The sequence below is a fragment of the Limnobacter sp. genome, assembly GCF_964228395.1.
Classification (GTDB): domain Bacteria; phylum Pseudomonadota; class Gammaproteobacteria; order Burkholderiales; family Burkholderiaceae_B; genus Limnobacter.
Genome location: NZ_CAXQZX010000081.1, coordinates 1 through 12,669, shown reverse-complemented (window position 1 = coordinate 12,669; position 12,669 = coordinate 1). Strand labels below are relative to the sequence as shown.

Annotated in this window: 7 protein-coding genes; 3 read left to right on the top strand and 4 right to left on the bottom strand. The window is 59.2% G+C overall.

The window, feature by feature from the left end; all coding sequences use genetic code 11:
- Positions 1-18: 18 nt before the first annotated feature.
- Both ACEQU8_RS06535 and ACEQU8_RS06530 read right to left on the bottom strand, forming a co-directional pair.
- Entirely contained in the window at positions 19-2,523 is a 2,505-nt protein-coding gene (locus ACEQU8_RS06535) for a YbcC family protein (protein ID WP_370262398.1), read from the bottom strand.
- Entirely contained in the window at positions 2,520-4,076 is a 1,557-nt protein-coding gene (locus ACEQU8_RS06530; protein WP_370262397.1) for an NADH-quinone oxidoreductase subunit L, read from the bottom strand. Before ACEQU8_RS06530 ends, ACEQU8_RS06535 begins: the two co-directional genes overlap by 4 nt.
- Positions 4,077-4,173: 97 nt before the next feature.
- Between ACEQU8_RS06530 and ACEQU8_RS06525 the strand changes: the two genes are divergently transcribed.
- Positions 4,174-5,058, top strand: coding sequence for a LysR family transcriptional regulator (locus ACEQU8_RS06525; protein WP_370262396.1), 885 nt, complete (start codon positions 4,174-4,176; stop codon positions 5,056-5,058).
- A 672-nt stretch (positions 5,059-5,730) separates the two neighbouring features.
- Here ACEQU8_RS06525 and ACEQU8_RS06520 read toward each other — a convergent pair.
- Positions 5,731-6,384 (bottom strand): arylesterase, encoded by a 654-nt coding sequence (locus ACEQU8_RS06520; protein WP_370262394.1) that lies wholly within the window; start codon positions 6,382-6,384, stop codon positions 5,731-5,733.
- Between ACEQU8_RS06520 and ACEQU8_RS06515 the strand changes: the two genes are divergently transcribed.
- Positions 6,383-7,063: an ABC transporter ATP-binding protein gene (locus ACEQU8_RS06515; RefSeq protein ID WP_370262393.1), complete on the top strand. Its 681-nt coding sequence runs from the start codon at positions 6,383-6,385 to the stop codon at positions 7,061-7,063. The two genes, ACEQU8_RS06520 and ACEQU8_RS06515, sit on opposite strands and share 2 nt — an antisense overlap.
- On the opposite strand, the gene ACEQU8_RS06510 is transcribed toward ACEQU8_RS06515, so the two are convergent.
- Positions 7,031-8,713 carry an NAD(P)H-hydrate dehydratase gene (locus tag ACEQU8_RS06510; RefSeq protein ID WP_372521232.1) on the bottom strand — a complete coding sequence of 561 codons (1,683 nt, stop codon included), beginning with the start codon at positions 8,711-8,713 and terminating at the stop codon, positions 7,031-7,033. The genes ACEQU8_RS06515 and ACEQU8_RS06510 overlap by 33 nt on opposite strands.
- Positions 8,714-8,805: 92 nt before the next feature.
- Here ACEQU8_RS06510 and purL point away from each other — a divergent pair.
- Positions 8,806-12,669, top strand: a 3,864-nt coding sequence (gene purL / locus ACEQU8_RS06505) for a phosphoribosylformylglycinamidine synthase (RefSeq protein ID WP_370262390.1), incomplete at its 3' end; no start/stop codon positions are given.

The following is a 12,669-nucleotide window of genomic DNA, read 5'->3' as shown; positions in this document are numbered from 1 at the left end:
ATTGAGCGAAGGGGGGCATCAGTTGACCGCGAGGGTGGCCATCGTTGAAACTGAGCCATCATGCCACAACCCCTGCTGGTATTGATACAAGCCATCATCGCTCAACCGCCACAAGTGCAGCCAGCCGTTGTCCAACAGGTTTTTAACCACTGCATGTTTTGAAATCACTCGGTCAATCGCTGCTTGTGTGGCTTCAATCACCACGGTCAGGCGCAGGGGCTCGTGCACCCAGCGCTCACCATCATGCACCGACTGCCGGGCCAATCCAATTCGCAGGTCGCCGCCATTGCCCTCAAACACACCCAAATGCCCACCCACCACGTTGTGCAGCAGTTTGTTGCCGCTGCCCAGGTGCTGGGGGTCGCAGGTGGAGGCATGGTATTGCCAGTTAATCCAATGGGTTACCAACATGGGTGCGGTCATCAGCAATTCAAGCACTTCTCCGGTGGGGTCTTGCTCGGGGTTGTAGTCATGCAAAAAGCAGCGCCCATCGAGGTTCAGCCCAAGGCTGCGGTGCCGGGGGGCAATCAAAAAGCCTGCGTTGTTGGCCAGGCCCCATTCTGGGCGGGTTTGTGCCCCATCGTTGGCACGGCGGCGCAGCTTTTGTAACAACTGTTCGGCGGTGGTGTCGGCCTTGATGCGCAATGCTGGGGCGCGTTCTTGCCGCACCTGTTCTGCGGCCTTGTCGAACTGCTTCTGCAGGGTGGTCCATGCGGTTTGCGCGTTGCTTGGCAACAGGTCGATGTCAAAGCCTTCCACCTCATCCGTGGTGGTGTTGTGCAGTGCCGCCACAAAGCGCGTGGAGTCCGGTATTTGGATGTGGTGGGCGAGCAGTCCCTGCCTCACCTCGGTGTCGTTGAGCAGCAAGGCGAGGCTGCGGGCGTTCACCTCGCCGGTCTGGCCGCAGCATGCGCCGCAGTCCAGCGCGGCGGCGTGGGGGTTGTTGGCACTTTGGCTGCCGTGGCCCACCAGCACCACCAGTGGGGCAAAGCCACTTCGCAAGCCCATGGCCCCCAACACTTTGGCAGCCAGGGCCACTTTGTCGCTTGTTTGCAGACCCAGCAATTGCGGGCGGCACATGGGTCTGTAGCGGGTGGGCATGCCATACAAATCATCGCGCTCGCGATCGTGTTGACCGGGTTTCAACCATTGGCCCAATTTGCCCAGGTAACCCATGCCCGCCGATTCTACAAACGAGAAGGCCGTGCCCGGCCAGCGGCTTGCAGCTTTCCAATGGTCCATCAGGCCCAGGCGCGTGTTGCGGGCCACGCTGGCCATAGCGTCCAGCGCTGGGTTGGTGGTGGCATGGCCACCGCCCACGGGCACCAGCCGGTCGCTCACCTCCATGGCTGGCGCAAGCAGGCCCGGCAACTGCGGGCGGCGAGCTTGGGTGCCCAAGGGTGTGTAGGCCACCGGCAAGCCAAAAAAGCCAGCAAAGCCCAGGGTCTGAATGCTGGCATCGGTGTGTTCCAGTGCCCTGCGCAAACGCTCACTGCGCACATCAATGCAAAAGGCCGCTTGCGCGTAGGGAACAGCGCCCGGGCTGGGGGTGTGTTTTAGCCCATCGGTCAGTTGTTGTTTCAGATCGCTTTGAAAGCCTTGTTCCAAGGCGCATTGCCACACCTCGTCCACCAGCATCGCCAGCTCAACTTCGGCGATGGTGAGGCGCACATCACGCCAGGCCTTTTTAACGGCGGCGAAAGCGTGTTGTGCTGCTTCGTCGTCTTTGCATTCCAGCAACAAGGCACCCCAAGCCAAGCGAATGGCCAACAACTCGCGAAGGTGTGGGTCGCTTCCCCCGGCCAAACGCGCCTGCCAGCCCAGGTAGGCGCACCAGGAGGCCCAGCCTTGCACGGTCAGCAACACAGATTCCAGGTAATCGGCCCACACGTCGGCTGGAAAATCCAGCTTGTGCAAAGCCCATTGCTCTGCATCTTTGGCGCTGGCGGGCAGAGCGTCGATCGCCTTTCCAAGTTGGGGTAGCCCCATCAACAGCCCGATGCCATGGTCGTGCGCCAATGTGTCTCGCCAAAAGGCATACAGGCCTTCGGTTCTCTCGGGCTGCCAGTCGGCTTGGTGTTGGTCAAAATATGCGGCACAGGTTTGGCTCACCTGGTGCGTAATTGCCTCACGCCAGGACAAGCGCGTGTGCCGCAGTGGGTCGTTGTCAAGCAGGTCAATCAACAAGGGCAACTGGTACACGGGTGCAGGCTGGTCCAGGCTGGCCATGCATTGGGCAATCTGTAGCCCGGCCTCCACGGCCGCCCCGTTGCTTTGCAATGCAGCATCTACATGGGCCTTGGTCAAGCGGCCCTCCTGCCAGGCTTGCTTCACAAGCGCGCGCGGGGGAAACACCTGAATGCCGCCCAGCACGGCCATGCGGGCCGCCACGGAGCGAAGCGGCAGGTGGGTGCGGCACCAGTGTGGGTTTACAGCAATCGATTGATCCAGCGGCCAAGCCGGGGCGATGGCATTGCAAGCCTGCTCGCAAGCTTGATCGATTGAATTTAAAGGTTTGCTCATGCTGCCAATCTCCGTGCTTCTGCAGACCATCGGGCAGGCCAAATGCGCAAGGCGATCCGCGTGTAAATTTCGTCCACATAAAAACCGGCGTAACTCCATCGCCGCCAGCGCTGCAGCGCGTGGGGCTTGAGCTGCATCAGAACCAAGGTGAGGTAAAGCGCGGCCATGCCCAGCAAGGCCAACATGCCGGCCATGTGTTGGGGCGCATCTGCGATGCCAAGGGGCAGTGCGTGGCCCAGCACGGTGAGGCCGGTCAACCCAGCGACCATCCCCAGCCCAAACAGGCCTTGCAGGCCCAGCGAGGGACCTTGCCCAGGGTGCGGACGCAACCAAAGCAAGGGCGCCCAGGCCAGGGCCAGCAGAGCACTCCACCACAAGGGCCAGGTGGCTTGCCCATGTGTTGTACCCATGGCGGCTTGAGCAATTTCTTGAACCGCCCACACCATGGCCAGCGCCACGGCGGGTGACCACCCCAGGCTGTGGGCCAGCGGTTGCACCGCTTGCACCAGCATTTTTAAACGGGTTTGGCGCACAGCCATGGAGGCTGACAAAAACGTGTGCGCTTTGTAAAGCGAGTGTCCAATCAGGTGCAGTGCCGCCAGGGTGTACAGGCCCAAGGCACATTCCAGCAGCATGAAGCCCATTTGAGCAACGGTGGACCAAGCCAGCCGCACCTTGATGCTGATGCGGGTCAGCATCACCATGCCCGCCAGCACGGCGGTGCCCAAACCAAACACCATCAGCAAGCCACTGGCCACCTGCGATTGCCCAAGCAGGGGCGCAAACAACACCAACACAAAACCGCCCAGGTTCACCACCCCGGCGTGCAGCAAGGCCGATACGGGCGTGGGCGCCTCCATCACCTGGATCAACCAGCCGTGCACCGGCATCAGCGCGGTGCGCAGCACCACTGCCAGCACCAGCGCCACTGCGCAGGCGTGCAATGCAGTGCTCATGCCATGGTTGGCAATGTGCTCGCTCAATACAGACAGGCTGCCGGTGCCGGTTTCCAGCCAGGCCAAGAAAGCCGCAAACAACAACAGGGCATCGGCCAGCAGGTCGGCCAGTCGTTTTTTGTGGGCCGCAAGGCTGGCAAAAGGGCGATCAGGGTAAAAGCAGAGCAAATGCTGCAAGGCCAGCCCCACCACGCTCCATGCCACAATCAGCACCAGCCAGTGGTCGGCCATCAGCAACAGTTGTACCGCTGCCAGCACCGTGGCCAACGCGGCAACATAGCGGGGTTGCCCGGTTTCACCCTGCAGGTAGCGGGCCGAAAAGCTGCCAATGGCCAGGCCCAGCACCTGCACCAAGGCGGCCAGCACAAGCCCGAAGGTGCTTGTTTTAAGGCCCGTCACGGTTACCCCGGGTTCGCCCATGCCCAAGCCGAGCAGATTGATGACCGCACACAGCAGCGCCAGGCTGGTGACCCCATGAAACACCCGCCATAGCGTTGTTTTGTGAGCCCTGAACAAAGGGGCCAGGGTGGCAGCAAGGGCCATCAGCACGACTGGGCCCAGGGCGGTGATCGAGAAAACAGTGAGGTTGGAATTCATGTTGCTGCCAAATTGAAAACGCACCCCGGATGATCCAGATCCTGCGCTGTTCTGTAAAATACATAGATACGATATTAATGTTCACTAAAATCGAACAATGCAGCTCCACCAACTGAACTTTCATCATCTGTTTTACTTCTGGCGAGTGGCCAAGCTCGGCCATTTGACCCGCGCCGCTCAAGAACTACACACCTCCCAATCGGCGGTGTCGGCCCAAATCAAACAGTTTGAAGAACGGGTGGGTGAAGCTTTGTTTGCGCGGGATGGGCGTCGCCTTTCCCTCACCGACACGGGTCAGTTGGTGTTTGCCTATGCCGAAAACATTTTTGGCCTGGGCCAGGAAATGTTGGGTCGCTTGCAAGGCAGTGCATCTGGCATTGCGCGACTTAGGGTTGGCAGCGTGGCCACCTTGTCACGCAACTATCTTGAAAACTGGATCCGCCCGGTTTTGTCCAATCCGGAGGTGGTGCTCACCCTGGAGTCTGGTTTGCTGGAGGGCCTCATCGCCCGCCTGGGCAAGCATCAACTGGATGTGGTGTTGTCCAATGAAATGGTACCCGCCAACCCCGACCGGCCTTTGCATTGCACATTGTTGGGCAGCCAGCCCATTGCCCTGGTGGGCCCAGCAGACCGTTGGAAAGTGCTGCGCCTTCGCATTCCAGAAGACCTCGACGGGCTTGAACTGGCGTTGCCCGGCCCACGCCATGCCTTGCGGGCACAGTTTGAAGCCATGTGCTCCTCGGCCAATGTACGGCCCAGGGTGAGGGCAGAAGTGGACGACATGGCGATGCTGCGCCTGATCGCCCGCGACAGTGGCTGGCTGACCGTGTTGCCCGAGGTGGTGGTGCAGGACGAATTGAAAGCCGGTGTGCTCGTGGCGGTGGGGCATTCCACAGTGTTGGAAGAGCGGTTTTATGCCATTACGGCGCCGCATCGGCACAGGCTGGATTTGCTGGAGTCGCTGATCGCGCGGCAGGGCTAGTGCCTCCTGATTGCCCGGCTTGTTGGTGCTGGAATGGCCCTTTGGAGTGTTGTGCGCCGCGCTTCTAGGCTGGGGCGGTCCAAGCCACTGGGCCTGGGATCAGCCCGTGTATCCCTTCTCGTCCCTTCCGAGGGGACATGCAAGGCGAAAATGTCGCCATTGCATCCGATTCGGTTTCCCGCCAAGCGGGGCTTGGCGGGAAAACACGCCTCGGCCCCTCGGTGTGGGCCAAGCCGGGCGGGCTGCCCTGAATCGGCCTGCGCGGCCTGTGCCACCCCAGCCCCGGCGCTGCGCTTGGCCACGCCGGTGATTCGCGTAGCCGACGCACACGCTGCAGCAAAGCCATGCTCGCATGCCACCACGGCCGCCTTCGCTTGCCCAGAAGCCTGCAGGGGCCATTGACCCTGCAGCGACCTTCAGGACAATCTGCCCGACCGTGCCAAGAATGAACGGTGCCCCCAAGGGGGCAGAGGCCCGAACCGACCTCAGTTTTGGAGGGCGGGCCTCAGTTCAGGCGAGGCTCAGGGAGGGAAATACAGATTGGCCGTCGCAAAGGGGCATGGTCCTGCTGGCTTCAGGGAGCAAGCGAATCAAACAGGCGCGCGCAATAATCGGCATGGATCTGATTGCTTCAAAGAGTAAGCAAGTCAAGCGCGCAAACTGACCCTCGCTTTACTTGAGCGTGCCCTCAAAATGCCGCCAAACATTGTTCAACATCACCGGCTGCACTTGCGCGGCCGGGTGAATGCCGTCGGCCTGAAAGGCGGATGGGTCTTGAGCAAACCCGTCGAGCAGGAAGGGCACAAAAGGCACTTTTTGTTTTCGGGCCAAATCGGCAAAGGTTTGGGCAAACTGCCGGGTGTAGGTGGGGCCGTAGTTGGGTGGAATTTGCATGCCCACCAGCAGGGCTTGGGCTTCGGCTCGGCGAGCCATGACCAGCATGCCATTGAGGTTGTCTTTCATGGCTTCAAGCGAAAGGCCTCGCAGTCCATCGTTGGCGCCAAGTTGCAGGATCATGTGGCTGGGTTGATGTTTTTTCAGCAGGTCGGGCAGGCGGGTTTTACCACCGGCGGTGGTCTCGCCCGATACCGAGGCGTTGACCACGCTGCAGTGCGGGAACTTTTCGGCCAGGCGCTTCTCCATCAAAGCAACCCAACCTTGTTCAACAGGTAGGCCATAGGCGGCCGAGAGGCTGTCGCCAAGCACCAAAATTTTGCAGGGCTTGGGCTGTGCTGCGGCAAACGCCGATACACTGGTGACTGAGCTCAAGGCGAGAGCCGCCAACACCAAAGTTTTTTTTATTGTTTTTGCAGTCAAGGCAATCATGAGTCGTACAATCCTCGAGGTTAAAAATTTGAACCAGGTGGTGCAAGATGGCGCAAGCCCTTTGTCCATTCTGGACAACATATCATTTTCTGTCTCAGAAGGTGAGGCGGTTGCGATCGTTGGCGCGTCTGGCTCTGGTAAATCAACTCTGCTTGGAATGCTGGCGGGCCTGGATGTTCCCTCCAGCGGCGAAATTCAATTCTTGGGTCGCTCAATTACGACGTTGTCTGAAGATGATCGCGCAGCCCTGCGTGCGGCCCACGTGGGTTTTGTGTTTCAGTCTTTTCAATTGCTAGACCATTTAACCGCGCTTGAAAACGTGATGTTGGCCACTGAGCTGACGCACATGGACAACCGGCACCAGGCCTGTGTGGACATGCTGACCCGCGTGGGTCTGGGGGATCGCCTAAAGCACACGCCCAAAACCCTGTCGGGGGGTGAGCAACAGCGAGTGGCGCTGGCACGGGCTTTTGTGCGCAAGCCCAGCATTGTGTTTGCTGACGAGCCCACGGGCAGCCTGGACTTTGCGACGGGTCAGCGAATCATCGACTTGATGTTTGAGCTTCAGCGTGAGCATGGCACCACATTGATTTTGGTTACCCACGATGAAAAACTGGCTGCACGTTGTAGCAGGCAGTTGATGATTTCAGCGGGTGCCTTGGTGCAAGAGACGGTTTAATACCTGCTTCATTCGAAGTGAAATCTCGCTGGCATGGCTCACCAGCAAGCCCTCATCGCTACCGCCGAGTGGCTCTACGCTGGCACCGTGCACATGCACTGCCAGGCAAGCCGCGTCAAATCCTTTAAGGCCTTGCCCAAGAAGGGCAGCAATGGCACCTGCCAGCACATCACCACTGCCTGCCGTGGCCAAAGCTGGGCCGCCGCTGAGGTTAATCTCCAGGCCTTGCGGGTCAGCAATCACGGTGCCAGCCCCTTTTAACACCACCGTGGCCGCGTATTTTGCGGCAAGCGCGCGCGCATTGCCTAAGCGGTCGGCCTGAATGTGTTCTGTGTTTTGGCGCAGCAACCGCGCCGCCTCAAGAGGGTGGGGGGTTAGTACCATGGCCCGGTCGGGGTGGGTTGCGCGTAGCGTTCTGAGGGCGCTGGCCACTCCCTCATGCTTGGCCAAAATATTCAGGGCGTCTGCATCCCACACCATATGGTGGGCCTGATCAGCATTGAGCACTTGTAGCAGCAGGTCGATGGCTTGATCGCTTTGCCCAAGCCCCGGGCCCAGCACCAACACATCTGCAAACTGCAGGTTTTCTTGCAGGGGTTTGTTCATGACCTCTGGGCAAAGAATATCCAAAAAGGCTGAGCTCCCTTGAATTTGAACATCGGGCCACTGCTGTCCGTGTTCGGCGAGTAAGGTGAGCGCGACTCGTCCAACCCCCATGTGCAGGGCGGCTCTGGCGGAAAGCACGCAGGCCCCAACCATGCCCGCTTGCCCGCCCACAATGCCCAGGCTGCCAAAGCTACCTTTGTGATGCTGATGCTTGCGTTGGGGTAGCCTTGCCAGTTGATCGGTTCGTGAGGCGGTGTGGGCGACCTCGCCGAGCATGTGTTGTTGCAGGCCAGCTCGGATGAGGGCCTCGCAGCCCAGGGCGTCAACCCACAATTCGCCAGCCAAAGATTTGCCCTCGTTGGTGAGTAATCCTGGCTTTAAGGCGAGGTAAGTGAATGTGACATCGGCTTGCAGGCAAGGGCCTTGCGTTTGGCCGTTGTCACAGTTCAAGCCGCTGGGGCAGTCTAGCGCAACCACATGCAAAGGCTGGCAGGCGCGCAATGAATGGATGTGTTCGACCCAGGCCAGCATGGCCCCTTGTAATGCCCGCCCGCCAGCAATACCGATCAGGCCGTCGATGACCCAGGCATGCCTCGGGAGATCATGCAAGGGGGGCGATAATTCGGATGCAGGTTGCGGTGTGATGCCGCACTGTTCGCACCATGCGGCTGCGCGTTGGCGATCGGTGCTGCTTTGAACGCCCTCTGCAAAGTCGATGAGCCGAACATTCATGCCTGCGCGGTGGAGTGCACCCGCCACGATGAATGCATCGCCTCCATTGTTGCCAGGGCCAGCCAAAACCAGCATGTGGCTTGCTGCGCTTGCACTGTGTGAGAACTGGTCCAGCAGTTTGTGCGCTGTGCGCAGGCCCGCGGCCTGCATCAACACAAAGGAGTCTATTTCGGCAAAGGCGGCAGCCTCTACGGCGCGGATCTGGGCAACGGAAAGCACAGGCAGGCGGGCTTCGCCGGGGCGCTGCCAATGGCCATGCGTCAAGTTTTCAGGGTTTAGTTCGATCAGGTCGCTGGTGGGCTTGGGTGGCATGTTGGGTGGGTGTGTTCGGGCCATCGCGCAGGGGGATGGCCGGGTGTTCAAGGGTATAATAAGAGATTACCTCAACCACACCCGCTGCTGTTATGTCTCTTGCCTTGTCCTCGGCTGATCAATTCGAAGTTTCTGTGTTTCACGGCGCGTCTGCCCTGTCTGAGTTTCGGGCAGAGGGATTGCTAAAGCGGTTGCAAGCGGTGGATGCCCATGTGGTCGGGGTTGCTGCTCATTTTGTACATTTTGTGGCGTCCAAGGGCGAGTTGGCCACGCCGCAGCGCATGGTGATGGAGGGCCTGCTCGACTACGGCCATTTGCCCAAGCCCTTGGAGCGGGTGGATTTGAAGTGCGTGGTGGTGCCCCGCTTGGGCACGGTGAGCCCCTGGGCTTCCAAAGCCACCGACATTGCTCACAATGCTGGCCTTGCGCATGTGGTACGCATGGAGCGGGGCATTGAATTTCACCTCATGTTTAAAAAGGGTTTGCTCGGCGGTACCAAGCTGCCAGAGGGCGATGCATTGGCGCAATTAAAGGCTGTGTTGTACGACCGCATGACCGAGACCGTGTTGCCTGATGGTTTTGATGTGAAAGGGCTGTTTTTGCCCCTTCAGGGCAAAGCGTTGCAAATTGTTGAGTTAAAAGAAGGCCGCAATAGCTTGGTGAAAGCCAACAGCGAATTGGGCTTGGCCTTGAGTGATGATGAAATTGACTACCTGCTGGATGCATACACCAGCATGGGCCGCTCCCCGACCGACGTTGAGTTGATGATGTTTGCCCAGGCCAACAGCGAGCATTGCCGCCACAAGATCTTCAACGCCACTTGGACCATTGATGGTCAGCCCCAAAGCGAAACTTTGTTTGGCATGATCCGCAACACGCACAAAACCACGCCTCAAGGCACGGTGGTGGCGTATTCCGACAATGCAGCAGTGATTGAAGGTCACACGGTTCAGCGTTTTTTTGCAGACAGCGATGGGGTGTACCGCCCGCACGAAGAGTTGACCCATTTTGTGGCCAAGGTAGAGACTCACAACCACCCCACGGCCATTTCTCCCTACGCCGGCGCGGCCACGGGCTCGGGGGGCGAGATTCGCGACGAAGGGGCCACTGGCCGCGGCGCCAAGCCCAAGGCGGGGTTGTGTGGGTTTACCACGTCGCACCTTCGGTTTGATGACGCGCCTCAGGCCTGGGAGAGCGGGCAAGATGCCCTGCAGCCTCTGGAGAAGCGAACTGAGGCCAAGCCGGTTGGAATTCCCTCGCGCATCGCCACGCCTCAGCAAATCATGATTGACGGTCCCATTGGTGCAGCGGCTTTTAACAACGAATTTGGTCGACCCAACCTGGGCGGATATTTCCGCACTTTCGAGCAGCGTGTGGGGGAGCGCGTGTACGGCTATCACAAGCCCATCATGATTGCTGGTGGCATTGGCAACATTCGCAATGGCCACACTCACAAACTGGATCTGCCGGAAGGCACTTTGCTGATTCAACTCGGCGGTCCTGGCATGCGCATCGGCATGGGGGGTGGTGCTGCATCGTCAATGAATGCAGGCACCAACACGGAGGCACTGGATTTTGATTCGGTGCAGCGTAGCAACCCAGAAATGGAGCGCCGCGCCCAAGAGGTGCTGGATCGTTGTTGGACGATGGGCGATAGCAACCCAATTTTGAGCATCCACGACGTGGGGGCTGGTGGCATTTCAAACGCATTTCCTGAACTGGCGGATGCGTCCAACCGGGGTGCCACCTTTGATTTGCGCAAGGTCAACCTGGATGAAAGTGGTTTAAGCCCTGCCGAAATTTGGTGCAACGAATCACAAGAACGCTATGTGATGGGCATTGCACCAGAGTCACTGCCCTTGTTTACCGAGCTTTGCGAGCGTGAGCGCTGCCCATTCTGCGTGGTTGGCGTGGTCACCGAGGAGCGTCAGTTGAAAGTGCTGGATGCTGAAAGCGCGAGCAACCCAGTGGACATGCCCATGGAGGTGTTGTTGGGCAAACCTCCGCGCATGGAGCGTAAAGATCAACATGTAGAGCCTGCCAAGGCGCAGGTGGACCTGACTCAAAGCGAGTTGGCCGAGGTGATTTCGCAGGTGTTGAAATTTCCGGCAGTGGCCAGCAAGCGATTTTTGATCACCATTGGTGACCGCACGGTGGGTGGTTTTACCGCCCGCGACCAAATGGTGGGGCCATACCAGGTGCCGGTGGCCGATGTGGCAGTAATCACCAACGATTACACCGGGTATTCCGGCCAGGCCATGGCCATGGGCGAACGCACGCCCTTGGCGGTGTTGAATGCACCGGCCTCTGGCCGCATGGCCATTGCAGAGGCCCTCACCAACCTGTTGGCTGCACCCGTGGCCAAGTTGGAAGATGTCAAGCTAAGCGCCAACTGGATGGCTGCTTGCGGCACGCCTGGCCAAGATGCCGCGCTGTTTGACACAGTCAAGGCCGTGGGCATGGAGTTGTGTCCTCAATTGGGCCTGGGTATTCCCGTGGGCAAAGACTCGCTTTCCATGCGTACCCGCTGGAACGAAGGCGATGAGCAAAAGGAAGTGCTGTCCCCGGTGAGCCTGATTGTGTCGGCCTTTGCCAAGGTAGATGATGTGCGCGGCACACTCACGCCTGTTCTGGATACTGCGGAGGATAGCGTGCTGGTGCTGGTGGATTTGGCCCGCGGCAAGATGCGCATGGGCGCCAGCGTGTTGGCGCAAGTCACCAACCAGTTGGGCCAAGACACGCCCGATGTGGAAAGTGCAGACGACCTGAAGGCGTTTGCGCAAGCCATGGTGGAATTGCGCGCCAAGGGTTTGGTGAAGGCATACCATGACCGCTCGGATGGCGGGCTGATGGCCACTTTGGCCGAGATGAGTTTTGCAAGCCGCACTGGTTTGTCAATCAACCTGGACATCATCACCATCGACCCCTACGCGGCCGATTGGGGTGATTTCAAAATTCGCCCTGAGCAAGTGGCGGTGCAGCGAAACGAACTCACCTTGAAGGCGCTGTTTAACGAAGAACTGGGCGTGGTGTTGCAGGTACCCGCGGCGCGCAAGAGTGAAGCCATGGATGTGCTTCGCAGCGTGGGCTTGAGCAAACACAGCAACATCATTGGCAAGCCCAATGATCGCGACGTGATTGAACTGTATCGCGATGCCAAATGTGTGTATTCAGAATCTCGTGCTGTGCTGCAAGGTCAGTGGGACGAGGTGAGTTTTCACATTGCCAAGCGCCGTGACAACCCAGCATGCGCCAACAGCGAACACAAGGCCCAGGCTGACCTGCCCAATGCCTTGGTGTGGAAGCCTTCATTTGATACTCAAAACAACATCGCTGCGCCCTACATTGCAAGTGGTGCGAAGCCTCGCGTTGCGGTGTTGCGGGAGCAAGGCGTTAACGGACAGTTGGAGATGGCCGCCGCATTTACCCAGGCCGGGTTTGAGGCGGTGGACGTGCACATGAGCGACTTGCTCACGGGTAGGCGTACTCTGGCTGAGTTCCAAGGCTTGGCCGCTTGCGGCGGCTTTAGTTATGGCGATGTGCTGGGCGCAGGCGAAGGATGGGCAAAAACCATTCGCTACAACAGCGTGCTTGCCGATCAGTTTGCTGCGTTCTTTGAGCGTGGGGATGTGTTTGGGCTAGGCGTGTGCAACGGTTGTCAGATGATGGCCACCTTGAGCGACCTTATTCCCGGTGCGCAGTTGTGGCCCAAGTTGATGCGCAACGAAAGCGAACAGTATGAAGCCCGTTTGGTGAATGTTCGCGTCAACAAGACCCCATCGATTTTGCTGCAAGGGATGGAAGGTTCTGTGGTGCCCGTGGTGGTGGCACATGGCGAGGGGCGTGCTGATTTTTCCCGCCAGGGTAACCACGCGCAGTTGTCTGCCAACGGTTTGGTGGCAGTACAGTATGTGGGTAGCCATGGTGAGCCCACCCAACAATACCCGTTCAACCCG